The 26,647-nt window shown below is 64.7% G+C and carries 26 protein-coding genes; 15 read left to right on the forward strand and 11 right to left on the reverse strand.

Features of this window, described 5'->3' with window-relative positions; translation table 11 throughout:
• Window positions 1-28 precede the first annotated feature (28 nt).
• Both JQ566_RS05635 and JQ566_RS05640 read right to left on the reverse strand, forming a co-directional pair.
• Window positions 29-709, reverse strand: a complete 681-nt coding sequence (locus JQ566_RS05635) for a site-2 protease family protein (RefSeq protein ID WP_212370840.1) — start codon at window positions 707-709, stop codon at window positions 29-31.
• A 77-nt stretch (window positions 710-786) separates the two neighbouring features.
• Window positions 787-1,653, reverse strand: coding sequence for a LysR family transcriptional regulator (locus JQ566_RS05640; RefSeq protein ID WP_212370841.1), 867 nt, complete (start codon window positions 1,651-1,653; stop codon window positions 787-789).
• An 87-nt stretch (window positions 1,654-1,740) separates the two neighbouring features.
• On the opposite strand from JQ566_RS05640, the gene JQ566_RS05645 reads away from it, so the two are divergent.
• Window positions 1,741-2,640 carry a DMT family transporter gene (locus JQ566_RS05645; protein WP_212370842.1) on the forward strand — a complete coding sequence of 300 codons (900 nt, stop codon included), beginning with the start codon at window positions 1,741-1,743 and terminating at the stop codon, window positions 2,638-2,640.
• 8 nt (window positions 2,641-2,648) lie between these two features.
• On the opposite strand, the gene JQ566_RS05650 is transcribed toward JQ566_RS05645, so the two are convergent.
• The 5 genes from JQ566_RS05650 to gntR all read right to left on the reverse strand — a co-directional run bounded on the left by JQ566_RS05650 (window position 2,649) and on the right by gntR (window position 7,736).
• Window positions 2,649-3,041, reverse strand: a complete 393-nt coding sequence (locus JQ566_RS05650) for a GFA family protein (RefSeq protein WP_212370843.1) — start codon at window positions 3,039-3,041, stop codon at window positions 2,649-2,651.
• A 7-nt stretch (window positions 3,042-3,048) separates the two neighbouring features.
• Window positions 3,049-3,795: an SDR family NAD(P)-dependent oxidoreductase gene (locus JQ566_RS05655; protein ID WP_212370844.1), complete on the reverse strand. Its 747-nt coding sequence runs from the start codon at window positions 3,793-3,795 to the stop codon at window positions 3,049-3,051.
• A 17-nt stretch (window positions 3,796-3,812) separates the two neighbouring features.
• Complete coding sequence (locus JQ566_RS05660; protein ID WP_027557394.1) at window positions 3,813-4,544, reverse strand: SDR family oxidoreductase; 732 nt, start codon at window positions 4,542-4,544, stop codon at window positions 3,813-3,815.
• A gap of 138 nt (window positions 4,545-4,682) precedes the next feature.
• Window positions 4,683-6,512 carry an IlvD/Edd family dehydratase gene (locus JQ566_RS05665; RefSeq protein ID WP_212370846.1) on the reverse strand — a complete coding sequence of 610 codons (1,830 nt, stop codon included), beginning with the start codon at window positions 6,510-6,512 and terminating at the stop codon, window positions 4,683-4,685.
• Window positions 6,513-6,635: 123 nt separating this feature from the next.
• Complete coding sequence (gene gntR, locus JQ566_RS05670; protein ID WP_212370848.1) at window positions 6,636-7,736, reverse strand: HTH-type transcriptional regulator GntR; 1,101 nt, start codon at window positions 7,734-7,736, stop codon at window positions 6,636-6,638.
• A gap of 201 nt (window positions 7,737-7,937) precedes the next feature.
• On the opposite strand from gntR, the gene JQ566_RS05675 reads away from it, so the two are divergent.
• The 14 genes from JQ566_RS05675 to JQ566_RS05740 all read left to right on the forward strand — a co-directional run bounded on the left by JQ566_RS05675 (window position 7,938) and on the right by JQ566_RS05740 (window position 20,995).
• Window positions 7,938-9,005 carry an ABC transporter ATP-binding protein gene (locus JQ566_RS05675; RefSeq protein ID WP_212370850.1) on the forward strand — a complete coding sequence of 356 codons (1,068 nt, stop codon included), beginning with the start codon at window positions 7,938-7,940 and terminating at the stop codon, window positions 9,003-9,005.
• Between the two features lie 67 nt (window positions 9,006-9,072).
• The gene (locus JQ566_RS05680; protein ID WP_212370852.1) at window positions 9,073-10,392 is read left to right on the forward strand and encodes an ABC transporter substrate-binding protein; all 1,320 of its coding nucleotides are present in this window, start codon (window positions 9,073-9,075) and stop codon (window positions 10,390-10,392) included.
• Window positions 10,393-10,492: 100 nt separating this feature from the next.
• Entirely contained in the window at window positions 10,493-11,410 is a 918-nt protein-coding gene (locus JQ566_RS05685) for a carbohydrate ABC transporter permease (protein WP_212371507.1), read from the forward strand.
• Window positions 11,403-12,329: a carbohydrate ABC transporter permease gene (locus tag JQ566_RS05690; RefSeq protein ID WP_212370854.1), complete on the forward strand. Its 927-nt coding sequence runs from the start codon at window positions 11,403-11,405 to the stop codon at window positions 12,327-12,329. The genes JQ566_RS05685 and JQ566_RS05690 overlap by 8 nt, the downstream gene beginning before the upstream one ends.
• 65 nt (window positions 12,330-12,394) lie before the next feature.
• The gene (denD, locus tag JQ566_RS05695) at window positions 12,395-13,381 is read left to right on the forward strand and encodes a D-erythronate dehydrogenase (protein ID WP_212370855.1); all 987 of its coding nucleotides are present in this window, start codon (window positions 12,395-12,397) and stop codon (window positions 13,379-13,381) included.
• 24 nt (window positions 13,382-13,405) lie between these two features.
• Window positions 13,406-14,374 (forward strand): sugar kinase, encoded by a 969-nt coding sequence (locus JQ566_RS05700; protein WP_212370856.1) that lies wholly within the window; start codon window positions 13,406-13,408, stop codon window positions 14,372-14,374.
• A gap of 26 nt (window positions 14,375-14,400) precedes the next feature.
• Entirely contained in the window at window positions 14,401-15,051 is a 651-nt protein-coding gene (gene eda / locus JQ566_RS05705; protein WP_212370857.1) for a bifunctional 4-hydroxy-2-oxoglutarate aldolase/2-dehydro-3-deoxy-phosphogluconate aldolase, read from the forward strand.
• Window positions 15,052-15,112: 61 nt separating this feature from the next.
• On the forward strand, window positions 15,113-16,282 hold the full coding sequence (locus JQ566_RS05710) for an acetyl-CoA acetyltransferase (protein ID WP_212370858.1): 1,170 nt from the start codon (window positions 15,113-15,115) through the stop codon (window positions 16,280-16,282).
• A gap of 198 nt (window positions 16,283-16,480) precedes the next feature.
• Window positions 16,481-16,687 carry a hypothetical protein gene (locus tag JQ566_RS05715; RefSeq protein ID WP_212370859.1) on the forward strand — a complete coding sequence of 69 codons (207 nt, stop codon included), beginning with the start codon at window positions 16,481-16,483 and terminating at the stop codon, window positions 16,685-16,687.
• A gap of 126 nt (window positions 16,688-16,813) precedes the next feature.
• A complete protein-coding gene (locus JQ566_RS05720; RefSeq protein WP_212370860.1) occupies window positions 16,814-18,013 on the forward strand; it encodes a CaiB/BaiF CoA transferase family protein in 1,200 nt (399 codons plus the stop codon).
• A gap of 151 nt (window positions 18,014-18,164) precedes the next feature.
• The gene (locus tag JQ566_RS05725) at window positions 18,165-19,301 is read left to right on the forward strand and encodes a thiolase family protein (RefSeq protein ID WP_212370862.1); all 1,137 of its coding nucleotides are present in this window, start codon (window positions 18,165-18,167) and stop codon (window positions 19,299-19,301) included.
• Window positions 19,298-19,657 carry a Zn-ribbon domain-containing OB-fold protein gene (locus JQ566_RS05730; RefSeq protein ID WP_212370864.1) on the forward strand — a complete coding sequence of 120 codons (360 nt, stop codon included), beginning with the start codon at window positions 19,298-19,300 and terminating at the stop codon, window positions 19,655-19,657. The genes JQ566_RS05725 and JQ566_RS05730 overlap by 4 nt, the downstream gene beginning before the upstream one ends.
• A 481-nt stretch (window positions 19,658-20,138) precedes the next feature.
• Window positions 20,139-20,666, forward strand: coding sequence for a carboxymuconolactone decarboxylase family protein (locus JQ566_RS05735; protein WP_212370866.1), 528 nt, complete (start codon window positions 20,139-20,141; stop codon window positions 20,664-20,666).
• A gap of 26 nt (window positions 20,667-20,692) precedes the next feature.
• On the forward strand, window positions 20,693-20,995 hold the full coding sequence (locus JQ566_RS05740) for a nucleoside triphosphate pyrophosphohydrolase family protein (protein WP_212370868.1): 303 nt from the start codon (window positions 20,693-20,695) through the stop codon (window positions 20,993-20,995).
• Window positions 20,996-21,002: 7 nt separating this feature from the next.
• On the opposite strand, the gene glsA is transcribed toward JQ566_RS05740, so the two are convergent.
• The 4 genes from glsA to JQ566_RS05760 all read right to left on the reverse strand — a co-directional run bounded on the left by glsA (window position 21,003) and on the right by JQ566_RS05760 (window position 26,643).
• Entirely contained in the window at window positions 21,003-22,847 is a 1,845-nt protein-coding gene (gene glsA, locus JQ566_RS05745; protein WP_212370870.1) for a glutaminase A, read from the reverse strand.
• A 21-nt stretch (window positions 22,848-22,868) separates the two neighbouring features.
• Window positions 22,869-24,944 carry a TRAP transporter permease gene (locus JQ566_RS05750; RefSeq protein ID WP_212370872.1) on the reverse strand — a complete coding sequence of 692 codons (2,076 nt, stop codon included), beginning with the start codon at window positions 24,942-24,944 and terminating at the stop codon, window positions 22,869-22,871.
• A gap of 143 nt (window positions 24,945-25,087) precedes the next feature.
• Entirely contained in the window at window positions 25,088-26,254 is a 1,167-nt protein-coding gene (locus tag JQ566_RS05755; protein ID WP_212370874.1) for a TAXI family TRAP transporter solute-binding subunit, read from the reverse strand.
• A 167-nt stretch (window positions 26,255-26,421) separates the two neighbouring features.
• The gene (locus JQ566_RS05760) at window positions 26,422-26,643 is read right to left on the reverse strand and encodes an acyl-CoA carboxylase biotin carboxyl carrier protein subunit (RefSeq protein ID WP_212370876.1); all 222 of its coding nucleotides are present in this window, start codon (window positions 26,641-26,643) and stop codon (window positions 26,422-26,424) included.
• Window positions 26,644-26,647: the final 4 nt, after the last annotated feature.

Consider the following 26,647-nt stretch of genomic DNA (forward strand, 5'->3'; position numbering starts at 1 on the left):
TCGGCGTGGGTTCGGATGTCAGGTTCAACTACGCGTTGCCCGTCAGGAAGAGAACAGCCTGAATCACATAACCGGTCAACGTTCGCAGTATTGCTGAAATAACATCAAGATTTAGACCGAACTGCGAGCCGGCGAGCGGCAGCAGGATCAAGAGCCCGATCAGGATCAACATACCGAACGGCTCGAGCCGGGCCAGCGGCAAGGCGAGGGCACGCGGCAGCAGCCCGACCGCAACGCGGCCGCCGTCGAGCGGCGGGATCGGCATCATGTTGAACACGGCCAGGATCGCGTTGAGGCGGATCGCATTCCAGATGTTATCGAGGATCCATCGCGCCGAGGTGGCTGGAGCCCAGGGCAGGGCGTGGAGCGCGAGCGCCGCGATCAGCGCCAGCAGGATGTTGGTCGCGGGGCCGGCCAGCGCCACCCAGACCATGTCGAGCCTGGGGTGGTTGAGCTTGCGGAAATTGACAGGGACCGGCTTGGCATAGCCGAACAGGAACGGCGAATGCGCAAACAGCAGCATCGCCGGCAGGATCAGGGTGCCGAACGGGTCGATATGCCTGATGGGGTTGAAGCTGACGCGGCCGAGCTGCGAGGCCGTGTTGTCCCCGAGCCGGTCCGCGACGAAGGCGTGCGCAGCCTCGTGGAAGGTGATGGCGAGCACCAGGGGGACGACCCAGACGGAGAGATCATAGATGGAAATGTTCACCAGCTCATCCGTTCCGGTTCGGGCCGCGCGCTTTGCAAAGCAGGCCGTATAGGGCCACAACTCTTTACGATCTACCGTTATATGGCGCTCAATTCCGAAATTGCCCGCTGCAAATGATCCGCCAGCAGTGCCGCTGGACGCGACAGGTTGCTCGCGCGGTGGAGGCGGATGTCCGCGGCCGGCAGCGGCGGCAGGCCGTCGCGCTCCGACAGGACGCGCAGGAGAGGGGGCAGGGTGCCGGCCTTCACGACCGTGATGGCGAGGCCCTGTGCCGCGATCGCTTCCACCGCCGCGATGCGCTGGCTGACGAAGGCGAGCCGCCATGGGCGGCCGGCGGCATCGAGGGCGTCGGCCGCCCATTGCCGGAACAGGCAGCCCGGCGGATAAAGCGCGACGGGCAGCATGTCGTGCGGCGCTCCGGCCGAGTATGACGCGGCTGCGGCCCAGACCGCCTGCTCGCGCCGCAGCAGCTCGCCATCGCCGTGTCCTTCCGGATGCATGGCGATGACGAGATCATAGGCCTCGCCGAGCCGGGCCGGCATCGGGGCAGTCAGCCCGGTCTCGATCTCGACCCGGATCTCCGGATGGCTCTTGGCGAATTGCGCCAGCAATGGCGGAACGACGATGGTGCCGTAATCGTCCATCACCCCGAGGCGGACCATGGCCTCGCGCTTGCGCGCGCGGAGCGCATCAACCGCTTCTGCATTGAGCTCGAGAAGCCGCTTCGCATAGACAAGCAGCTCCTGACCCGCCGCGCTCAGTGCCACGCCCGACCTCGTGCGGTGAAACAGCCTGACGTCCAGCCGCTCTTCGAGACGCCTGATCTGGACGCTCACCGCCGATTGGGTGCGGTTGAGTATCGCTGCCGCGCGCGTGAATGACCGATGCTCGGCAACAGCGAGGAAGGCCTTCAGAAGGTCGGGGTCAAGATCGGGCGAGGTCATGACGAAAACTTATCCTGGCATGACGGAAATTCCATTCCCCGTTTCGGCGTGCCTCCTATGCTGCCCGCAAAGTCGTTGGGAGGATTCGTGGGCGAGATCCTTGGTGTTTTTGCCGCCGTGTTGTCGAGCGCGCTGGGCGGGACCTCGATCGGTGCCACGCGCTATCTCGTGGGGAGCATCGATCCGCTCGCGATCGGCTCATTCCGGTTCGGCATCGGCTTTCTCCTGCTGCTGCCCCTGACGCTGCTGCGCGGCGATCGCTGGCCGGAGCGGGGGGACTGGGCCGCTGCCGTCGGACTCGGCATTCTGTTCTTCGCGCTGTTCCCGATCCTGTTCAACGCGTCGCTGATCTTCACGACCGCTGCGCGCGGTGCGCTCGCGTTGTCGACGCTGCCGCTGTTGTCGCTCGTGATCGGGGCCGCTCTCGGCGCCGAAGCCCTGACCTGGCGCAAGTCCATCGGCGTCATGACTGCGACGTTTGGCGTTGCGGTCGCGCTGCTCTCCGATCTCGCCACGGCGCCGTCAGGCGCCTGGCGCGGCGATCTCCTCATGATGGCGGCTGCGCTGTGCATGGCGCTCTACGGCATCTGGTCGAAGCCGCTGATCCGGCGCTCCAGTCCGATTGCCTTTACGACCATGAGCATGGCGGCGGGTGCGGTCTGCCTCATCCTGCTCTCGTATGTCCGCGGCAGCTTTGCGCCCGTCGCCGGCTTCGGCATGCCGCAGTGGCTGGGAGCCCTCTATCTGGGTGCCTTCGGCGCGGCGCTGACCTTCTATCTCTGGGCCTTCGCGCTGGAGCGGACAACGCCGACGCGCGTCGCGATCTCGGTGACGGTCAACCCGATCACGGCATCGCTGGTTGGCGCCTGGCTGCTGAACGAGCCGCTGCGCTGGAATCTGGCCGCTGGCATCATTGCGGTGTTTGCCGGGATCTGGATCGCGACGACGACGGGACGGCGTGTTGAAGCCGCCAGCGCCTCAGGCTGATCGCGACCTCACGTCGGGATAGTCGTCTGATATTGCGTCAGGCCATCGTCGAGTTTCACCCACGCCAGCTTTTCCGAGACCCAGATGTGCTCGGTCGGCGCGAAGGCGTTGCGGTCGTCGAAAGTGGCCAGCGCCACGCCCGCCAGCGTGCCGTTGCGACGCCAGGCGAACAGGCGTGTGCCGCACTGCTTGCAGAACACACGGTCGATGTTTGCGGACGACGCGTAGCGGGCGGTCTCGCCCTCGACTGTCAGCGCGCGCTGGTCGAACTGCGCGCGGGCGAAGTAGGGTGATCCCATCGCCTTCTGGCAGATGCGGCAATGGCAGATGCGGACGTTGAGCGGCTCGCCCTCCGCCTTGAACCGCACCGCGCCGCACAGGCATCCGCCTTCCCGGATCATGTTGTCCTCAATAGGTCGCGCGGCCGCCAGAAATGTCGAACACCGCGCCGGTGGAGAACGCACAATCTTCGGATGCGAGCCAGGCCACCATCGCGGCGAGCTCTTCCACCAGGACGAAGCGGCCCTTCGGGATCTTCGACAGCATGAAGTCGATATGCTGCTGCGTCATCTGATCGAAGATCGCGGTCTTTGCCGCCGCCGGCGTCACCGCGTTGACGAGGATGTCATGCGCGGCGAGCTCCTTGCCGAGCGACTTCGTCAGCGCGATCAGGCCGGCCTTGGAGGCCGAGTAGTGCGCCGCGTTCGGATTGCCTTCCTTGCCGGCGATCGAGGCGATGTTCACGATGCGCCCGTATTTCTGCTTGAGCATCGCGGGCACGATCGCCTTGCTCACGATGAAGGGGCCGTCGAGGTTGATGCGCAGAACCTTGCGCCATTCCTCGAGGTCGGTCTCCCAGACCGGCTTGTTGACGCCGGCAATGCCGGCATTGTTGACGAGGATGTCGATCTTGCCGAATGCTTTGAGCGTCGCATCGCGGGCCTGCTCGACGGCTGCGGTATCGGTGACGTCGACCTTGAAGACTTTCGTTTCGCCGCCGATCTCCTTTGCGGTCTTCTCGGCAAGCGCGGCGTCGAAATCCCAGATCGCGACCCTGGCGCCGGAGGCGACGAAGCGCTCGGCGATAGCGCGGCCAAAGCCCTGCGCACCGCCGGTGACGATGGCGACACGGCCGTTGAGGTCGATCTTGTTCATGCCGGGTGCCCCTGGCGTCAGAGCATGTAGCCGCCGTCGACGACGAGGTCGACGCCGGTGGTGAAGGCGCTCTCGTCGCTGCCGAGATAGACCGCCATGGATGCGATCTCCTCGGCGGTGCCGAGCCGGCCCATCTTCTGACGGGAGATGAACATCTCCTTGCCTTGCGGTCCCTGCGCGGCGGCGCGGTCGAGCATCGAAGGAGTCTCGACGGTGCCGGGGCAGATCGAGTTGCAGCGGATGCCCTTGGTGATGAAGTCGAGCGCGACCGCGCGTGACAGCAGCGACACCGCCGCCTTCGACGAGCTGTAGACATAGCGGTTCGCCGGCGGCCTCAAGGCGGCGCAGGACGAGATGTTGACGATGCTGCCGCCGCCGCCCGCAATCATGTCGGGCAGGAAGGCCTTGATGGTCCGGTGCATCGACTTGACGTTGAGGTCGAACGAGAAGTCGAAATCCTCTTCCGAGCACTCCAAGATGGTGCCGTGATGCACGAAGCCGGCCGCATTGAGCAGGATGTCGATCTTGCCGATCCTCTTGGCAAAGGCGTTGACGTCGGCGGTGTTGCGGACGTCGAGCTTTGCGACCTCGGCGATTCCTTCCTTGGTCAAGCCAGCGATGCCGGCCTCGTTGATGTCGGTGGCGATGACGGTTGCGCCTTCACGCGCGAATGCGATCGCGCAAGCGCGCCCGATGCCTGCTGCCGCAGCCGTGACGACGGCGCGCTTTCCCTTGAGGCGGTCTGCCATTTTGTTTTCTCCTCTGAATCTTCTGTCGTCATTCCGGGGCGCGCCTCTTGGCGCGAACCCGGAATCCATCGGGCCACAGCGTCGGCGGATCAATGGATTCCGGGCTCGCGACTTCGTCGCGCCCCGGAATGACAGTTGTCAGTGATTGTCCCGCGCCACGCCAAAGGTGCCGGCGACGTTCTGGTAGCGCGTGGCGAGCTCCATGCAGGCGCCGGTCGATTGCTGGCCGACGGTGTTGCGGTAGATCTCCTGCCACGGCGTCTGGTTCGGCGGATGCTTGAAGCCGCCATTGGCCTTGAGCTCGGCGTGGCGCTTCTTCAGCTCCTCGTCCGAGATCAGGATATTGGCGCTGCCCTTGTTGAGGTCGATGCGCACCTTGTCGCCGGTCTTCAGGATAGCAAGACCGCCATTGGCGGCGGCTTCCGGCGAGGCGTTGAGGATCGAGGGCGAGCCCGAGGTGCCGGACTGACGGCCGTCGCCGATGCAGGGCAGGGACAGGATGCCGCGCTTGATCAAGGCTGCCGGCGGCTGCATGTTCACGACCTCGGCGCCTCCGGGATAGCCGATCGGGCCGGTGCCGCGGATGAACAGCACGCAGCGCTCGTCGATGTCGAGCGCGGGATCGTCGATCCGTCCGTGATAATCCTCCGGGCCCTCGAACACGATGGCGCGCCCCTCGAAGGCGTTCGGATCCTTGGGGTTGCTGAGATAGCGGTCGCGGAATTCCTTGGAGATCACTGAGGTCTTCATGATCGCCGAATCGAACAGGTTGCCCTTCAGCACCAGGAAGCCGGCATCCTTCACCAGCGGCTTGTCGTAGGCCCAGATCACGTCGTTGTCGGGCTCCGGCGCATCCTTGCAGTTCTCGCCGATGCCGCGGCCGTTGACCGTGACGGCATCCTCATGGATGCGCTTGTGCTTCATCAGCTCGCGCACCACGGCGGGCACGCCGCCGGCGCGGTGGAATTCCTCGCCGAGATAGAAGCCGGCCGGCTGCATGTTGACCAAGAGCGGCACGTCGTGGCCGAATTTCTGCCAGTCTTCGATCGACAGCTCGACGCCGATGTGGCGGGCGAGGGCGTTGATGTGGATCGGCGCGTTGGTCGAGCCGCCGATCGCCGAATTGATCACGATGCAGTTCTCGAACGCCTTGCGGGTCAGGATGTCCGACGGCTTGAGGTCCTCCCAGACCATCTCGACGGCGCGCTTGCCGGTCTCGTAGGCGATCTGGCCGCGCTCGCGATAGGGGGCGGGAATCGCCGCACAGCCCGGCAGCGAGAAGCCGAGCGCTTCGGCAAGCCCGTTCATGGTCGAGGCCGTGCCCATGGTGTTGCAATGGCCGACCGAGGGCGCCGAGGAGGCCACGATCTCCATGAACTCCTCATAGTCGATCTCGCCTGCGGCGAGCCGCTCGCGCGACTTCCAGACGATGGTGCCGGAGCCGGTGCGCTCGCCGGCGTGCCAGCCATTCAGCATCGGGCCGCCCGACAGCACGATCGCGGGCAGGTTCACGGTGGCCGCCGCCATCATACAGGCCGGCGTGGTCTTGTCGCAGCCGGTGGTCAGCACCACGCCGTCGAGCGGATAGCCGTAGAGGATCTCGACCAGGCCGAGATAGGCGAGGTTGCGGTCGAGCGCGGCGGTCGGGCGCTTGCCGGTCTCCTGAATCGGGTGGGTGGGGAATTCCATCGCAATGCCACCGGCCTCGCGGATGCCTTCGCGGACGCGGTGGGCGAGCTCGATATGGTGGCGGTTGCAGGGGGAGAGGTCGTTGCCGGTCTGGGCGATGCCGATGATCGGCTTGCCGGATTGAAGCTCGGCGCGGGTGAGGCCGTAGTTCAAATAGCGCTCCATATAGAGCGCGGTCATGCCCGGATTGTGCGGATTGTTGAACCATTCCTGCGAGCGAAGGTGGCGGCGAGTACCGTTGCTGCCGGCGGCATGCCCATTGGTTGGTTTCTTTGTCATTGGTTTCTCCTGCAATGCAAACGCACTGGCGTCCGTCTCATGGTGTCGGCATGTGCGATGCCCCAACGGCGCGCGCGATGATCTGCCTTCCCGCTGGCGGGTCGTTTCCTCACGAGTCCGATACTAGTCGCGGCTACTTGGTAACGCTATCATTTTGTTCGCGGCCGCCGCGCCGGAAACGCCTGGCCTGCTGTCCGAACGTCGCGCCGACGAGCTTTGCCGCTCGATCACCTTGAAGCCGAGATCGAGCACGGGCTGCTCCGGGCGCCGGCCCTCGATCGCCTCGATCAGCATGGCGGCCGCCGTCTTGCCCATCTCGTAGCGGTTGGTGCGGACGCTGGTGAGGGTGGGGACGGCGGAGGCCATGAACTCGAGGTCGTTGAAGCCGACGATCGCGATCTGCCCGGGCACTGCGATCTCCCGGCGCCGGCATTCGAACAGCACGCCGAGCGCGAGGTCGTCATTGGCGCAGAACACCGCATCGATCTCGGGCTCCCGCGCCAGGAGATCGGTGAACAGCGCGCCGCCAAGCGTCACCGAGGTCGGTGTGGCCGTCGTGACGACGAGGCGCTGATCGAACAATGCGGCGTCCTTCATGGCCGAGACATATCCGTCCAGCCGCCGCTGCACCCTGGGATCCATGCGTGCGCCGACGAAGCCGATTCTACGGTGGCCTTGTTCGAACAGGTGCGCAACCGCTGCGCGGGCCGCATCATAGTGCGAAAAGCCGATCATCATGTCGACCGGATCGGGGCCGGTCTCCATGATCTGCACGATCGGGCATTCCGCGGCTTCGAGCATCGCGCGGGACTCCGCGGTCTGGTCGATGCCGGTGACGATCAGCCCGGCCGGCTTCTGCGCCAGAAACAGGCGCAGCAGCTTCTCTTCCTGGAGAATGCTGTAGCGCGTGTTGGACAACTGGATCGAGTAACGGCTGCCTTCGGACGCGTCATAGATGCCGCGCAGCACGTCCGAGAACACATTATTGGTGAGAGAGGGGATCAATACGCCGATGACTTCGGTGCGTTGCGAGGCGAGGGCGCGTGCGGCAAGGTTGGGCACATAGCCGAGCTCCTTGGCGGCGCTCTCGACCCGCGTCCGCTTGGCGACCGACAGGGCCTCCGGGTTGCGGAAGAAGCGGGACGCGGTAATCGGGCTGACGCCGGCGAGCTCGGCCACTTCGGCCAGCCGGATTTTGCCTGACTTGGTGCGTTTTCGACCCATTTGCTGCTCTTAACATAGTCGGTCCCGCAAACAAAGGAACGTTGACAGCGCTACCAGCAACGACTAACCAAAGACAAATTGCCAAAACCGCACAAACTACCGACAATGTCGCCCGCTAAGATCGGGCTTCGTTCGGTGAAGTCTGAAAAACAAGACGGTCGCGGCGCTAGGGGCGTCGTGGACTTTCGAGGAGGGAGCTAGATGTCGTCTGTGCAAATCCGCGACGTGCGGAAATCGTTCGGCAATTTTGAAGTCCTGCACGGCGTGACGATTCCGATCGAGGACGGCCAGTTCGTCGTCTTGGTTGGCCCCTCCGGCTGCGGCAAGTCGACGCTGCTGCGCATGCTCGCAGGCCTCGAGAACATCACCTCCGGCACGATCTCGATCGGCGACCGCGTCGTCAACAATGTCCAGCCCAAGGAGCGGGACATTGCGATGGTATTCCAGAACTACGCACTCTATCCGCACATGACGGTGGCCGACAACATGGGCTTCTCGCTGAAGTTGCGGAATGCCGGCTCCGACGAGATCAACAAGCGCGTCAAGCGCGCCGCCGAGATCCTTGCGCTGTCGCCGCTGCTCGACCGCTATCCGCGCCAGCTCTCCGGCGGCCAGCGCCAGCGCGTCGCCATGGGCCGCGCCATCGTGCGCGATCCGCAGGTCTTCCTGTTCGACGAGCCCCTGTCGAACCTGGACGCCAAGCTGCGCGTCGCCATGCGCACCGAGATCAAGGAGCTGCACCAGCGGCTGAAGACGACGACCGTCTACGTCACCCACGACCAGATCGAGGCCATGACCATGGCCGACAAGATCGTCGTCATGCATGACGGCATCGTCGAGCAGATGGGCACCCCGCTCGAGCTCTACGACAAGCCCGACAACCAGTTCGTCGCCGGCTTCATCGGCTCGCCCGCCATGAACTTCCTTAAGGGCCATGTGCGGGTCAACGGCGTTGCCACCTTCGAGGGGCCGAACGGCGTCAAGCTGCCGCTGAAGACCGCGCCGGTGGCCTCCGACGGCCGTCCCGCCGTCTATGGCGTGCGTCCGGAGCATTTCACCATTGCCGACGACGGTGCCGAGGCCGAGATCATCGTGGTCGAGCCGACCGGCTCGGAGACGCAGGTGTTCGCCAAGCTTGGCGGCGAGCAGGTCGTCGCGGTCTTCCGCGAGCGTCACCAGTTCAATCCGGGCGACAAGGTCCGGCTGAAGCCCGAACCGTCGCTGGTTCATCTGTTCGACGATGCGACGGGCAAGCGCATGAACGCCTAGCGCACCAGACGACAAAGCATAAGACGACAAAGCATAAGACAACAAAAAGCATCACAGGGAGGACGACATGCAAGACTTTACCCGCCGGTCTCTGCTTCAAGGCGGAACGGCACTGGCCGCGACCGGCATGCTGACCGGGCCGGCACTGTTCGACTTCGCCAAGGCCTGGGCGCAGAGCGCGCCCTGGAAGGCCGAGCCCGGCGCCAAGCTGACCGTGATGCGGTGGAAGCGCTTCGTGCCGGCGGAAGACGATGCGTTCAATGCCATGGTCGCAGCTTTCAAGTCCGCCACCGGCACCGAGATGAACGTATTCAGCGAGTCCTTCGAGGACGTGCAGCCGAAGGCATCCGTTGCAGCCAACACGGGCTCCGGCCTCGACGTCGCGTGGGGCCTGCACACGTTGCCGCAGCTGTTCCCGACCAAAGTCCTGAAAATGAATGACGTCGCCGACTATCTCGGCAAGAAATATGGCGGCTGGACGGACGCTGCAGCAAAGACCTGCAAGCTTGGCGAAGACTGGCTGGGCATCCCTGTCGCGACCAACGGCGGCTATATGACCTACCGGAAGTCGGCGACGGACAAAGCGGGCTTCAAGGAATTCCCGAAGGATTTTCCCGGCTTCCTCGAGATGTGCAAGGCGCTGAAGGCGAACAACACGCCGGCCGGCTTCCCGCTCGGACACGCCTCTGGCGACGCCAACGCCTGGCTGCACTGGATCCTCTGGGGCCACAACGCCTGGACCGTCGACAAGGACGATAAGGTCATCATCAATTCGCCTGAAACGCTGAAGGCGCTGGAATACACCAAGGCCTTGTCGGACACCTTCATCCCCGGCGTTGCCTCTTGGAACGACTCATCCAATAATAAGGCGTACCTGGCCGGTGAACTCTATTGCACCCTCAACGGCATTTCGATCTATGTTGCCGCCAAGACCGATCCTACCAAGAAGGAATTGGCGGAAGATACCTATCATGCGCTGCACCCGGTCGGACCGGTCGGCAAGCCGACCGAGCTGCAGCTTACGCTGCCGATCCTCGCCTTCAACTTCACCAAATATCCGAACGCGGCGAAGGCCTTCGTCGCCTTCATGCTGGAGAAGGAGAACTACGAGAAGTGGCTGGATGGCGCGCAAGGCTATCTGCAGCAGACCTTGAACGCCTATGAATCGGCGTCGGTCTGGACGGCCGATCCCAAGAACGCCGTGTTCTCGCAGGCCTCCAAGCGCACGCTGCCGGCGTCCGGCATCGGCACCGTCGGTGAGAAGGCGGCGACCGCGATCGCCGACTTCATCGTGGTCGACATGTTCGCCAATTACTGCACCGGTGCCAAGGACGCCAAGGGCGCCATCGCGGAAGCCGAGCGCCAGCTGAAGCGCATCTATCGCTGACAATCACGGGGCGGGCGGCCATCCGGCCGCCCGCTCGTCAACATTTCGATCAGGGATATCGGGCATGGCTGATGTCGCAATTCCCCGGGCCAAGCCTCAGATGAGCGAGGACAGCGCCTGGATCCAGCTCAAACACAATCGCAACTGGCTCGGCTTCTGGTTCATGGTGCCGGCCATGGCCTTCCTGATCTTCTTCCTGGCCTATCCGCTGGGGCTCGGCATCTGGCTGTCCTTCACCGACACCCGCATCGGCAGGGTCGGCCACTTCGTCGGCACCGAGAACTATGAGTGGCTGTGGGACGATTCCATCTTCTGGCTGTCGGTGTTCAACACGCTGCTCTACACCTTCGTCGCCAGCGCCCTCAAATTCGCGATCGGGCTCTATCTCGCGCTGCTCTTGAACGAGAACATGCCGTTCAAGGCGATGCTGCGCGCGATGGTGCTGATCCCCTTCATCGTGCCGACGGTGCTCTCGGCGCTGGCGTTCTGGTGGATCTTCGACTCGCAATTCTCCATCATCTCCTGGTCGTTGAAGCACCTCGGCCTGATCAACCAGAACATCAACTTCCTCGGCGACACGACCTGGGCACGCATTTGCGTGATCTTCGCCAATATCTGGCGTGGCGTGCCGTTCGTGGCGATCACGCTGCTGGCGGGCCTGCAGACGGTGTCGCCGTCGCTCTATGAAGCCGCAACGCTCGACGGCGCCACGCGCTGGCAGAATTTCCGCTACATCACCTATCCGCTGCTGACGCCGATCATCGCCGTCGTGATGACCTTCTCGGTGCTGTTCACCTTCACCGACTTCCAGCTGATCTGGGCGATGACGCGCGGTGGCCCGGTCAATGCCACCCACCTGATGGCGACCCTGTCCTACCAGCGCGCGATCATTGCCGGACAGCTGGGCGAAGGCGCCGCGATCTCCAGCGCCATGATTCCATTCCTGCTCGCTGCGATCATGGTGTCCTGGTTCGGATTGCAGCGCCGCAAGTGGCAGCAGGGAGAGAGCAATGACTGACCTGCCCACCAGATCCATCGATCTCAAGAATGTGCTGTCGGGCTCGGCGCCTACGGCCGATCACAGCGAGGGCATGAGCTATCTGCAGTCGGTGCCGCGCAGGATCGTGACGCTGTACCTGCCGCTCACGATCATCGTCGTGGTCCTGCTGTTTCCGTTCTACTGGATGGCGCTGACCTCGGTGAAGCCGGACGAGCAGCTGCTCGACCTCGACAGGTACAATCCGTTCTGGACCTGGAACCCGACCTTCAAGCACTTCTACAAGCTGCTGTTCGAGAGCTATTATCCGCACTGGCTCTGGAACACGATGTACGTGGCGATCTGCGCCACGGTGCTCTCGATCGTCGCATCGGTGTTCGCGGCCTATGCCATCGTGCGGCTGCGATACAAGGGCGCCAATCTCGTCGGGGGCCTGATCTTCCTCGCCTATCTGGTGCCGCCTTCGATCCTGTTCATTCCGCTCGCCACCGTCGTGTATCAGTACGGTCTGTTCGACTCTCCGCTGGCGTTGATCCTGACCTATCCGACGATCCTGATCCCGTTCTCGACCTGGCTGTTGATGGGCTATTTCAAGACCATCCCGTTCGAGCTCGAGGAATGCGCGCTGATCGACGGGGCGAGCCGCTGGCAGATCCTGATCAAGATCGTGGTGCCGCTCGCCATTCCCGGCCTGATCTCGGCCTTCATCTTCTGCTTCACGCTGTGCTGGAACGAGTTCATCTACGCCCTGACGTTCCTGCAGTCGACCAGCAACAAGACGGTGCCGGTGGCGATCGTCAACGAGTTCGTGGACGGTGACATCTACCGTTGGGGCTCGCTGATGGCGGGTGCTCTGGCCGGCTCGCTGCCGCTCGTGATCCTTTACGCCTTCTTCGTCGAGCATTATGTGTCGGCGATGACCGGCGCCGTGAAGGAATGATCGCGGGGCTTGCCGAGGGCGCGTCAGGAGCGGCGCGCTCCGGCCAATAAGAAGGAGTTGAGCTCTTGCACATTCTGGTTCTCGGCGCCGCCGGCATGGTCGGCCGCAAACTCTGTGAACGGCTGCTGCGCGACGGCCGGCTCGGCAAGAGCGACATCACCAAACTGACCATGCACGACGTGGTCGAGCCGAAGAAGCCGGAGAAGGCCGGTTTTCCGGTCGAGACCGTGTCGGGCGATTTCGCCGTGCCGGGCGCGGCCGAGAAGCTGATCGCCGGCCGCCCCGACGTGATCTTCCATCTCGCCGCGATCGTCTCCGGCGAGGCCGAGCTCGATTTCGACAAGGGCTATCGCATCAATCTCGACGGCACGCGGATGCTGCTCGATGCGATCAGGCTTGTTGGCGGCGGCTACAAGCCGCGCGTCGTGTTCACGTCCTCGATCGCGGTGTTCGGCGCGCCGTTCCCGGATGCGATCGGCGACGAGTTCTTCCACACGCCGCTGCTCAGCTACGGCGCCCAGAAGGCGATCGGCGAACTATTGCTCGCCGACTATTCGCGCCGCGGCTTCCTCGACGGCATCGGCATCCGCCTGCCCACCATCTGCATCCGGCCCGGCCTGCCCAACAAGGCGGCATCGGGCTTCTTCTCCAACATCCTGCGCGAGCCGCTCGCGGGCAAGGAAGCGATCCTCCCCGTGTCCGAGGATGTCCGCCACTGGCACGCCACGCCGCGCTCCGCGGTCGGCTTCCTGCTGCACGCAGGGACCATGGATCTCGCGACCGTCGGCCCGCGCCGCAATCTGACCATGCCGGGCCTGTCGGCCACGGTCGGCGAGCAGATTGCCGCCTTGAAGCGGGTTGCAGGTGAAAAGGTCGCCGCCCGCATCAAGCGGGAGCCGGATCCCTTCATCGTCGGCATCGTCGGCGGCTGGCCGCGCAATTTCGATGCCAAGCGGTCGCGCGAGCTCGGCTTCACCACCGCCGAGAAGACGTTCGACGATATCATCCGCATTCACATCGAAGACGAGCTCGGCGGCAATTTCGTCGCCTGACCTCTGACTGAGCGGGCCCGAGTGATGGCGAGCGTTGCTTGCATCGGCGAATGCATGGTCGAGCTCCGGCAGGCGCAAGGAGGCGCGTCTGCCGGGCAGGGGGGCGGGCTTTACTCACGCGGCTTCGGCGGCGATACCCTCAACACCGCCGTCTACCTGGCGCGGCTCGAGGTCAAGGTCGACTATCTCACCGCGCTCGGCGATGACGCCCTGAGCGATGAGATGATCGCGGCCTGGCATGCGGAGGGGGTCGGCACGCGACGTGTCGTGCGGCTGGCCGGCAAGCTGCCCGGCCTCTACATGATCCAGCTGGATGCCAAGGGCGAGCGCCAGTTCTTCCACTGGCGCGACAGCGCGGCGGCGCGCCAGCTGATGAGCCTGCCGGAGACGGACGAGCTGCTCAACTCGCTGATGAGCTATGACATCGTCTATTTCTCCGCCATCACGCTCTCGATCTACGACGCCCCCGGACGCGATCGCCTGTTCGCGGCGATCAGGCGCGCGCGCCTGCTCGGCACCCGCTTCGTGTTCGACACCAATTTCCGCGCGCGGGGATGGCCGGATCGCGACGTCGCGCGTGAGGTGTTTGCTGTGGCCTTCGCAGCCGCCGACATCGTGCTGACCTCGACCGAGGATCTGCTCGCGCTCTATCCCGGCGAGAGCCACGAGCAGCTGATGGCGCGCATCCCGACCCCGGAGCTGGTGTTCCGCCTCGCCGAGCCGGTGAGCCACTTGCGCTTTCCGGGGGGGACCCACGAGGTCCGCGCCGAGCCCATGACCAAGCCGGTGGTCGACACCACCGCCGCCGGCGACAGCTTCGCCGCCGCCTATATCGCCGCCCGCCTCGCCGGCGCCGAGCCGGTCGAGGCCGCCCAGGCCGGGCATCGCCTCGCCAGCATCGTGATCTGCTATCCCGGCGCCATCATTCCGGGCTATGCCATGCCGCCGAAGAAGCGGCACCGGCCGGCGGCCTCTCGCCAGGCCACCAAGTAAAAAGCGACCAAGTGAAATCGAGCCCCATGACCACCACTGCCCAACAGAATCACCTCGTCGCGCTGTTCAAGGCAGCGACCGTCATTCCCGTCCTCACCATCGAGCGCATCCAGGATGCCGTGCCGCTGGCGCGTGCGCTGGTCGCCGGCGGCGTCCGCACGCTGGAGGTGACCCTGCGCACCCCCGTTGCGATCGAGGCGGCGAGGGCGGTGATGGCCGAGGTCCCCGAGGCAGTCGTCGGCATCGGCACGATTCTCAATCCGGCCGACTTCACCCGTGTCGAGAAGCTCGGCGTTGCGTTCGGCATCAGCCCGGGCCTGACCCCCGATCTCCTCAAGGCCGCCACTGACAGCTCTTTGCCATTCGCGCCGGGCATTGCCACGGCCTCCGAGCTGATGATGGCGCTGTCCTACGGCTTCGACGTCGCAAAGTTCTTCCCGGCCGAGCAGGCCGGCGGCATCAAGGGCCTGCGGGCGCTCGGCGGCCCGTTCCCGAACGTGCGGTTCTGCCCGACCGGCGGGGTCGGGGAGGCCAATGCGGCGACCTGGCTGGCCGAACCCAACGTGGTTGCGGTCGGCGGGTCATGGCTGTGCCCGACAGCGGAGATCCGGGCCGGGAACTGGGCCGGCATAACTGCCATCTGCGAGCGCACCCTCAAGGCCTTGAAAGCCGCGTGAAGTCTTGCCGTCCCTGCGCTAAGACTTAACTCAGGTGAGAGACCTCCAGGGAGAAGAGACCATGACCGCCAGCATCGTCGGATGGGCGCATACGCCGTTCGGCAAGTTCGACACCGAAACCGTCGAAAGCCTCGTCACCCGCGTCGCCAATGAGGCGATGGCCGATGCCGGCATTTCGGCTGGCGACGTCGACGAGATCGTGCTCGGCCATTTCAATGCCGGCTTCTCGCCCCAGGACTTCACCGCCTCGCTGGTGCTCCAGGCCGACCCCAGGCTGCGCTTCAAGCCGGCCACCCGCGTCGAGAACGCCTGCGCCACCGGCTCTGCCGCGGTGCACCAGGGCCTGCGCGCGATTGCCGCAGGCGCCGCCAAGATCGTGCTGGTCGTGGGCGTCGAGCAGATGACGCGCACCCCGAGCGCCGAGGTCGGCAAGAACCTGCTCAAGGCGTCCTACCTGCCCGAGGACGGGGACACCGTCGGCGGCTTCGCCGGCGTGTTCGGCAAGATCGCCAGCTCCTATTTCCAGAAATACGGCGACCAGTCCGATGCGCTGGCGCTGATCGCGGCCAAGAACCACAAGAACGGCGTCGCCAATCCCTTCGCCCAGATGCGCAAGGACTTTGGCTTCGACTTCTGCCGTGCCGAGAGCGAGAAAAATCCTTACGTTGCCGGTCCCTTGAAGCGCACCGACTGCTCGCTGGTCTCCGACGGTGCCGCGGCGCTGGTGCTGGCCGATGCCGAGACCGCCAAGGGCATGACCAAGTCGATCGGCTTCCGCGCCACCGCGCATGCCCAGGACTTCCTGCCGATGAGCAAGCGCGACATCCTCCAGTTCGAGGGCTGCACGGTCGCCTGGCAGCGGGCGCTGGAGAAAGCCGGTGTCACCCTGTCCGATCTCTCCTTCGTCGAGACCCATGATTGCTTCACCGTCGCCGAGCTGATCGAGTACGAAGCGATGGGCCTGACGCCGAAGGGGCAGGGTGCCCGCGCCATCAAGGAAGGCTGGACGCTCAAGGACGGCAAGCTGCCGGTCAATCCGTCCGGCGGCCTCAAGGCCAAGGGTCATCCGATCGGCGCCACCGGCGTCTCCATGCATGTGATGACCGCGATGCAGCTCGCAGGGCAGGCGCCCGAAGGCATGCAGCTCGAGAATGCCAAGCTCGGCGGCATCTTCAACATGGGCGGTGCTGCCGTCGCCAATTACGTCTCCATCCTGGAGCCGTTGAAGTAGGTTTGCGTAGGGTGGGTTAGCTGGCGGCTGCGCGAAGCGCAGTCCGCGGCGTAACCCACCTCTTTTGTCTCTGCGGAGGCAGACAGTGGTGGGTTACGCCTTCGGCTAACCCACCTACGCATTAAGTTCTTTGCGTTAGATCATGGTGGGCCCGCGTGGCCCCCTTAATGCTCTGATTGATTTTGCGGGAAATGCATCATGAGCACTAACTACGAAGATTCACTCTCGATGGACGCGCTGAACGATCGCATCGCGATCCTCGAGGACAATATTCGCCAGCTCATCGAGCAGGCCGCTGCCGCCTCGGGCGAGCAGAACGAGTCGCGCATCGCCGACCGGATCAGCCAGCAGAACGAAGAGCTCGACCGGCTCCTGAAGATCCGGGAATCCCGTCAGAAGAAATAGCAGACGATATCGCCGCGCGGCGCATGCCGCCATACGCCGCCCGCCCTTGCGCGAGCGGCGGCACTGCCGTTAGCTGGACCGAAATCGCGGGCCATGCCTTGAGCCCCGCGCAATCGGGAGCGAACGATGGGGCCGCTGGAGGGCATCAAGGTCATCGACATGACGACCGTGCTGATGGGGCCTTATGCGACCCAGATGCTCGGCGATTACGGTGCTGACGTCATCAAGGTGGAGTCGCTGGATGGCGACGTCACCCGCCTGATCGGCCCGATGCGACACGCCGGCATGGGTCCGGTGTTCCTCAACACCAACCGCAGCAAGCGCTCGATCTGCCTCGATCTGAAGAAGCCTGCGGGGCGCGAAGCCGTGCTGCGGCTTTTGAAGGACGCCGACGTCCTGGTCTACAACGTCCGGCCGCAGGCAATGGCGCGGCTGCAGCTCGGCTATGACGTCGTCTCCGCCATCAACCCGCGCCTGGTCTATGCCGGCGTATTCGGCTTCGGCCAGGATGGTCCCTATGCTGCAAAACCCGCTTACGACGATCTGATCCAGGGCGCCACCGCGTTGCCGGCGCTGATGGCGCAGACCGGCGACGGCGTGCCGCGCTACGTGCCGAACGCGCTGGTCGATCGCATCGTCGGCCTCACCGCCGTCGGGGCGATCTGTGCCAGCCTCGTGCACCGTAACCGCACCGGCCGCGGCCAGCGCGTCGACATTCCGATGTTCGAGACCATGGCCGGCTTCGTGATGGGGGATCACATGGGCGGGCTCACCTTCGAGCCGCCGCTCGACAAGGGCGGCTATGCCCGCCACCTCTCGCGCGACCGCAGGCCGTACAAGACCTCGGACGGCTATCTCAGCGTCATCGTCTACAACGACAAGCAGTGGGAGAACTTCTTCAAGGCCACAGGGCGCGACGACCTGCGCGCCGACCCCAAATTCGCGACCTTCGCCGGACGCGCCGCCAATATCGACGTGGTCTACGCCGAGCTCGCGCGCATCTTCGAGACGCGTACCACGGCCGAATGGATCGAGCTACTCACCAAGGCCGACGTGCCTGTCATGCCGATGCACGATCTCGCCTCGATCCTGCACGACGAGCATCTGGAGGCGACCGGCTTCTTCCCGGTCGTCACCCATCCGACCGAGGGTCCGATCCGCAGCATGAAGGTGACGGCGACCTGGTCCGAGACCGAGGCCGAGCCGGTGCGGCTGGCGCCGCGGCTCAATGAGCACGGCGCCGAGATTTTGCGCGAGATCGGATATTCCGCCGACGAGATCTCAGCCATGGTGCGCGACGGCGTCACGCGGTCGGCGCCGGAGTAGGGAGAGCAATGATGACCACAACTCTCTCATCCGTCATTCCGGGGCGCGCCCATTTGGGCGCGAGCCCGGAATCCATTCATCCTCCACACATGCCGCTCGATGGATTCCGGGCTCGGCCCTTCGGGCCGCCCCGGAATGACAAGAGAGCACCATGAGCTTCATCACCGGCGTCGGCCTCACGCCTTTCGGCAGGCACGACGGCTCGTCCTCGCTCGACCTGATGAGCAAGGCCGCGCAAGCCGCGCTCGACGATGCCGGGCTGGCGCGCACCGAAATCGACGGCATCCTCTGCGGCTACTCCACCGTCTCCTCGCACATCATGCTCGCCACCGTCTTCGCCGAGCACTTTGGCATTCGCCCGTCTTATGCCCACGCCGTGCAGGTCGGCGGCGCCACTGGCCTTGCGATGACGATGCTCGCGCATCATCTCGTCGTATCAGGCGTCGTGCGCAACGTGCTCGTCGTTGCCGGCGAGAACCGGCTCACCGGGCAGAGCCGCGATGCCTCGATCCAGGCGCTGGCGCAGGTCGGCCACCCCGACTACGAGGTGCCGCTAGGTCCGACCATCCCCGCCTATTACGGCCTCGTCGCTAACAGATACATGCACGAATATGGCGTGACCGAAGAGGACCTCGCCGAGTTCGCGGTGCTGATGCGCAGCCACGCCTGCACCCATCCGGGCGCGCAATTCCACGATCCCATCACGGTCGCCGACGTCATGGCCTCCAAGCCGGTGGCGATGCCGCTCAAGCTGCTCGACTGCTGCCCGGTTTCCGACGGTGGCGCGGCGTTCGTCATCAGCCGCGAGCGGACCGGGGAAGCGGGGGTGCGCATCCGCGGCTGCGCGCAGGCGCACACCCATCAGCATGTCACCGCTGCGCCTGCCCTCAGAGAACTCGGCGCCGAAATCTCGATCGCGCGCGCCAGGGAAGCCACGGGCCTTGCGATATCAGACGTGCGTTATGCCGCGATCTACGACAGCTTTACGATTACGCTCGCGATGCTGCTGGAGGACCTCGGGCTCGCTGGCCGCGGCGAGGCGGCCGCCCGCGTCCGCGCCGGCCATTTCGGCCGTGACGGCGCGATGCCGCTCAACACCCATGGCGGCCTGCTCAGCTACGGCCATTGCGGCGTCGGCGGCGCCATGGCGCATCTGGTCGAGGCGCATTTGCAGATGACGGGGCGGGCGGCGAGCCGCCAGGTGCGCGATGCCTCGATTGCACTGCTGCACGGCGACGGCGGCGTGCTGTCGTCTCACGTGAGCATGTTCCTGGAGCGGGTCAGATGAGCGAGCGACTGGCGGACTGGACCAAGGGTGAAGAGGCCATCACCTACCAGACCTGTGCCGCATGCGGCCATGTGCAGTATTTTCACCGCGCCTTCTGCGCGGCCTGCGGTGCATCTGGCCCGCGCGAGCAGCGCGCCGGCGGCAAGGGCAGGGTGTATGCGACCTCGTTGGTCTGCCGCGCGGCAACTCCCGAGACGCGCGCGCACGTGCCCTACAACATCCTGCTGATCGATTGCGCCGAGGGATTTCGCATGATGGCGCATGGTGACAACGGACTCGCCATCGGCGATTCGGTTGTCGCGAGCTTCAAGCCGTTCGCCGGCAAGCTGGTGCCGTACTTCGCCAAAGAGAAATAGTGGGATCCGTCATTCGGGGGCGGTCCAAGGGACCGAGCCTGGAACGGGTATTCTGGGCTTGGCCTGTGCGAGGGCCACCCCGGAATGACGGAAACGCTAAAACTCGAACTAACGCCCGTAGAACAAGATGCTGGCGATGACGAGCATCGCCGTCACCGCCAGCATATGCGCGAGCGCTCCCGAGGCCGCCCCCTTGGTGGCTTCCTTCATGCCTTTTTCTCCCTAGACTTGGGCATGACTCATCGTTGCGCGCACTGCGCACCCGACGGCCAATTGTTTTTACTCGGAACACCCCTTGCGAGTATCCGCCGCGATTTGTCCCCACGCGGCGAATATCGACTGTGTCAGGGTCGATCAGCAATGCGGCGGCAATTTGACTCGATGATGTTGCTCCTGCGTTCACGCACGAATAGAGTCTTTGGGAACTTTCGCCGATGGCGACAAGAAGCATCAAAAGCTCAGGGAAAACTTCAGGAAAATCATGGCCCGCATTCAGTACAGCGACCCGTCCAAGGCATCCGACCGCACCTGCGAAATCCTCGAGAAGAACCGTCATGCCAACATCTTCCGGATGATGGCGCATTCGCCGAGTTACTTTGAGCAATACTGCCGTCTCGGCGGCGCGATCAGGCACAAGGGCGAGCTCGATCCCGTCGTGCGCGAGCTCGCGATCACCCGCACCGGAATCCTGTGCGAGGCTCCGTACGAGATCGTCGCGCACAAGCGGATCGGCAGGAATGTCGGCGTCACCGACGAGCAGAACGAGGCGCTCGAGAACTGGCAGGCCGCGCCTTGCTTCAATGAGGTGCAGCGCGCCGCGCTCGCCTTTACCGACGAGATCGTGAAGCTGAAGAAGCCGACGGACGCGACCTTCGAGGCGATCGCATCGAAGCTGACGCCGGCCGCATTGGTCGAATTGCAGCTCTCGGTCGGCTTCTACATCATGACGTCAAAGTTCCTGGAGACCTTCGAGATCGATCTTCAGCCCGTCACCGAAGTGGTGGGTTGAATCGACGCAAGCGGCGGGGAATGCCGATGACGATCGATGAATATGCGGTCTGGGCTGCGAGCATTGCGAAAGTCGATGAGCATCCGTCCAACGAGCGGCTCTCTTATCTCGGGCTGGGCCTTGCCGGTGAGGCGGGCGAAGTCGCCGAGCACATCAAGAAGCTCTTGCGCGACGATTGGCTCGACAAGGCGGGTCTCGTCGAAGAGCTCGGCGATGTCGTCTACTACTGGGCCTGCCTGTGCGCCGCCACCGGCCAGCAGCCATCCGCGCTGCTCGATGCCAGTGCCGCCAAGATCAAGCGACGTATCAGCGAAGCGGCGAGCCGGTAGGCTGAGCTCATGTCGCCGTCAGAATATCCACCTTGGCATTGGCGACGATCAGGCGGTCGGCCAGGAGCTGGGCGAGGTTGCGCATGATGCATTCGCTGGCGCGCGGGTGCTGCTTGCGGAAGCGCTCGAAATCCTTCAGCGGCACCACGAATGCGGCTGCCGCCATGTCGGCGAAGACGTCGGCGGAGCGGGTTTGCTCCAGCAGCGCCATCTCGCCGAACGCCATGCCGGCGGTGAGCGTCGCCAGCCGTATGCCGTCGGGCAAGGTGACGTGCACCGCGCCGCTGCGCAGGAAATACAGGGCATCGGCCGGATCGCCGCTTGCGAGAATCTTCGCGCCGGACTGATAGGTTCTGATCGTGCAGAGCGAGGCCAGATCGGTCAGCTCTTCCTCACTCAGCCCCGCAAGCAGCGGCTGCTCGGCAAGCTCGGTGGTCTCGTGAAAATCGATCGAGCCGCCATAGCGGTAGACAATCTGGTCTTCGGCCCATTCGATCGCCGTGTCGAGCAAATAGAAGTCGCGGACATTCTTCAGCTCGGCGGTCCATTCGCGCAACGTGTTCCATTCCTTGGAAGCACGCCTGACGCCTGACAACACGACGGTCACGTTCAGTGCCGCAAGCTCCTCGAACGCTTCGGCGACCAGCCGTGCGCCGGCGCGCGTGGTCGAGGTCACGCGGTGGAGATCGAAGATCACGAATTGCGGCCGCGGTCGTCCGGCAAGCCGGCGCGAGACGTAGTCGACCGCCGACAGCGACAGCGTGCCGACCAGCTCGATGATCCGCACCTCCTGCTCGTGCGCGGCGAGGATCTCGCGCTCCTGCGGGCGGCGCACGCGGCGCGACGGGCTCTTGCCGATGTCGTAGTCCGCGATGACGGCGTTGCGGGCGTCGTCGCTGCGGTTGAGCATGTGCAGATCGTAATGCGAGGACAGCGCTTCGCAGACCTTGATGCCGCGCACGCTGTTGCCGTGCTTGTCGAGGCGCGGCGAATAGCTTCCGAGGCCAAGGCGGGCGGGGAGCGCCGCCAGGATGCCGCCGCCGACGCCGCTCTTGGCGGGAATGCCGATTCGGTAGATCCATTCGCCGGCATAGTCGTACATGCCCGACGACGTCATCACCGACAGCGTGCGCGAGATCGCGTAAGCGCTCAACACCTGCTCGCCGGTGACAGGGTTGATGCCGCGATTGGCGAGCGTCGCCGCCATCACCGCGATGTCGCGCGCGGTGACCAGCACGGCGCATTGCCGGAAATAGACGTCGAGGACGCCGGCGACATTGTCCGAGATCACCGCGTTGGTCTTCAGGAGGTACGCGATCGCGCGGTTGCGGTCGCCGGTCTGGCTTTCGGACGCATAGACGGCCTCGTCGACCGCGAGGTCGCGGCCTGCGAAGCGGCTGAGGGCGAGCCGGATCTGCTCGAAGGCCTCCGCGCCCTTGCTGTCGTAGATCAGCCCGGTGCAGGCGATGGCGCCGGCATTGACCATCGGGTTGAACGGATGGTTCTCGGAATTGAGCCGGATCGAGTTGAAGGGATCGCCGGAGGGCTCGACGCCGATCGCACTCTCGACCCTGCCGGCGCCGAGCAGGTCCAGCGCCAGCGCGAACACGAAGGGCTTGGACATCGACTGGATGGTGAAGGGCACCCGGCTGTCACCGACCTCATAGACATGGCCGTCCAGGGTCGCCAGGCTGATGCCGAAATAGGCAGGGTCGGCCTTGCCGAGTTCGGGAATGTAGTCGGCGACGTGGCCTGAGGTCTCGGCGGAGAATTCGCTGAGGCAATTGTCCAGAAACCGCAGCAAGGGCGGTTTCGAGCGGGTCCAGGCGGAGGCGGCGGGTAGCGGCTTCATCGCCGCACTTGTGCAACGCAATTAAGGCACGCGCAACCCGTCCGGCATCGCAGGCTGGCGTCGGACCAGGAGAAACGCGATCAAGATCGTCGGCAGCAGGATGGCGAGGCCCAGCAAGGTCACTTGCATCTGCGACAGCGGCATGATGCCGCCGCCGGGGGTCGCCACCACGAAGCCGCCGATCACGAGCAGCACGCGAATGGGCCATTCCAGGCTGCCTGTGCCGCGCAGATCGCCGACGAAGGGCTGGTAGCCCTGGATGCCGCCACAGATGAACAGCGTGCCGAAGGCGGCGAGGCCCATCAGGCCGAGGCCGGCGAGATAGGGGCTCGGTCCCTGCAGCACCAGCGCCGGATTGAGCACGAAGAAGAACGGCAGGAAATAGATGATGCTGCCGACCCACATCGATTCCCAGCCGGTCTTCATTGCCGGCGAGCCGGCGATGCCTGCGGCCGCGAACGAGGCGATCGCGACCGGCGGCGTGATCGACGACAGCATGCCCCAATAGAAGATGAACATGTGCACCGCCATGCGGTTGAGCCCGAGCTTCTCCAGCGCGGGCGCGACCAGGATGGCGAGGAAGATGTAGCAGGCCGTCGTCGTCAGCCCGAGGCCGAGAATGAGGCTGGTGAGGGCGCACATGCCGAGCAGCAGGAAGGCGTTGTCGCCGGCAATATGCAGGAGGTCGTTGGCAAGGCTCGACACCACGCCGGTCATGGAGAAGGCCCCGATCAGGAGGCCGCAGCCGGCGAGGATGCCGACCAGCTCCACGAAGGTGCGCCCGTTCACTTCCAGGAACCTGCCGATCGTCGCCAGCGTCCAGCGCGTGTCCTTGGAGAAGAACTGGTTGAGCACCAAGAGCAGCGCAGTCGCATAGAACGGCGCGTGGCTCTCGCGCTTGAAGTAGAGCAGCATCACGATCAGGAGCGCGATGACGAAGACGTAGTACCAGCCGTCCTTGATCGTATCCATGATCCGCGGCAGCTCGGCGCGCGGAATGCCCTTCAGCTTGTGGCGGGCGGCATAGGCGTCGACCTGCATGAACAGGCCGACATAGTAGAGCACGGCCGGAATGATCGCGGCGACGGCGACGTCGGCGTAACTGACGTTGAGGAATTGCGCGATCACGAAGGCGGTCGCGCCCATCACCGGCGGCGCCAGCACCGCGCCGGTCGAGGCGCAGGCCTCGATCGCAGCGGCATAGGAGGCGCGGAAGCCGCTCCTCTTCATGACAGGGATGGTCATGGTGCCGGCGGTCAGCACGTTGGAGATGATCGAGCCCGACATCATGCCGAGCAGGCCGCTGGCAAAGATGCAGACCTTGGCCGCGCCACCGCGGAAGGTGCCGCACAGCGCGAAGGCGAGGTTGATGAAGAATTTTCCGGCCCCGGTCATCATCAGCGCGGTGCCGAACACCAGGAAGCCGATCACGGTATCGGCGAAGGCCTGGATGGGAATGCCGAGCAGGCTCTCGCCCGAGAGCACATGATAGGCGGTCGCCTGCTCGAGCGTCGATTGCGTGCCGCGGAACGGCCCGAGCCAGCCGGCCTCGGCAAACAGCGGATAGACGGTGAAGGGGAGCACGCTCAGCAGCAGGCTCCAGCCGCCGGTGCGGCGCAGCGCCTCCATCAGCATCACCCACATCACGAGGCCCGCGGCGATCACGCCGGTCGGTGCGCCGCCGAATTCCCAACCGGCCTCCGCCGCCTTGCGCACGTTCGACATCAGCATGAGGGATGCCGCGAAAGTCGCGAGGAAGAGGGCGAGGTCATACCAGGGAATCCGGTCGAGCGGCGCGCGTTCGGTGCCCGGAAAGATCAGGAAGGTGAACGGCAGCATCAACGCGATCAGGAGATAGAAATACTCGGTGTTGAGCTGGGTGTAGCCGATGAAAAAGCGGAGGGAGAATTGCTGATTGATGCAGAGCAGGATGGTCGCCGCGGTCGCTGCCACCAGCGCCCAGCGCCAGACGCCGCGAAGTGTGCGCACGCGCGTCACCTCCGCCTCCTGCATGTTGCCGGCGGCGCCATGCGGATCGTCGAACACGACCCGCTTGGCCTCGTCTTGCGGGGCGGTGGAGTTGGAAGCAGAAGACATGATTGATCCCGCGCGTGGGCTGGTGACGAACTAGGCGAATGGGCGTTGGTTGAGACGATCGGGCCGCGGGCTCCTCAACCTCTCCCGCTTGCGGGAGAGGGGGCGCAGCTCCCTCGTGGCAACGATCAACGCCATCACCAAGACTATTCCTCGAACCCATTCGGCATGCCGGCCTTGGCCAGCGCTGCGGCGCGCGCCTTCATCCAGCCGTCGAGGAAAGCCTTGTCATCCGCAGGCGGATTGGACTTGCCGTAATCGGTCCAGGCTGCGCCGAGCACCTCCTGGCGCTTGAACAGCTTGGTGTTGTGCGCCTCCTGCGCATCGCTCCATTGGCCGGCTTCCTTCAGCGCCTTCACGGCGCCGGGATGCACCGGCACCACCCAGTTCTTGGTCTGGCGATCGGCCGCGAGCCCGCCGGCGCCGGGCGCGGAATCCTTGTAGGCGTCGTAATTCACGATCATTGCCTTGGTGATCGCATAGACCTGGTCGGCCGGTTGCGAGGCGTAGGCGACGAAGATCGGATAGGGATAGTTGCCGAGCTCGACCGGTTTCTCCGGCGAGATGCCGGCGCCGCAGGTCGCAGCTTGCGGGAAGAAGAACGAGCCGACCTTCTGCATCCGCGCCCAGCCTTCCTTGTCTTTGGCCGGGAGCGGCGGCCAGATCAACCCGCGCGGCGAAGCCTCGGCCTCCTTGGCGGGACCGGTGATGGTGGTGCCGAAGGCGGCATCGACGTCATTGTTGATCAGCCCTTTCCACATCGCCCCATAGCTGGCGAACTCGACGGCCTTGACGTCCTTCTGCGTCAGCCCTGCGAAGGCGAGCACCGCGAGCGAGTTCTGGTTCAGCGCAGGCGAGCCGACCACGAAGCCAACGCGCTTGCCCTTGAGGTCCTTCAGCTCCTTCACGCCGGTGTCGGCGGCCACCGCAAGCGAGGCGCAATTGCAGTCGACGGTCGAGAGCAGGATCTGGAGCGGCTGTGGCCCCCATTCCTTCGAGCCGAACTCGAACACGCCTTCCTGCGCGAAGTAGGTGCCCGATCCCATCGCCGCCGAGGCCGCGCGCTTGGCGCGCAGCGGCGCGAGGCGGGCAACGTCGTTGCCTGCGGGGAGCACGCGCACGTCGGTGCCGTACTTGTCCTTCATCATCTTGCCGACGCCGACCGCGATGTTGAAGCCGGCCGTGCCGGTGTCATAGGCGGTGAAGGTCAACGTCGCCGGAAGCTTGATGTCTTCGGCGAACGAATAGCGTGTAGACGCAAAAGAAATGCCCGCCACCAAGGCAGGCGCGAGCACGAGCAGCCCACGAAGCATGTTTCCCTCCAATGATCCCCGCTTTGCCGCGAAGACTTTCATTCTTTGTTTGAAACAACGTTTTGTTTGAAACCGATCATGTCACCGCGATCAAGCGATGGCAACGCCGTACCGCGTATGCCGGAATGCGGCTGACAGATTGCCGCGGAAAACGTCGGATAAATCGCTCAACTCGTGACGATCGCGATCGGCTGTCCCTCGGCAACGACGTCGTCGAGCTTCACCAGAAGCGATGTGATCGTGCCGTTCGCCGGCGAGGGCACCGGGATCTCCATCTTCATCGCTTCGACCACCACAACGTCATCGCCATCTGCGACGGTTCCTCCAACTTGCACGGGAGTTGCGCAGATGCGTCCCGCGACCTCCGTGACGATCTTAATTTCTGGCATGCCA

It is taken from the genome of Bradyrhizobium sp. SZCCT0231 (genome assembly GCF_018130245.1).
Lineage (GTDB): Bacteria > Pseudomonadota > Alphaproteobacteria > Rhizobiales > Xanthobacteraceae > Bradyrhizobium > Bradyrhizobium japonicum_F.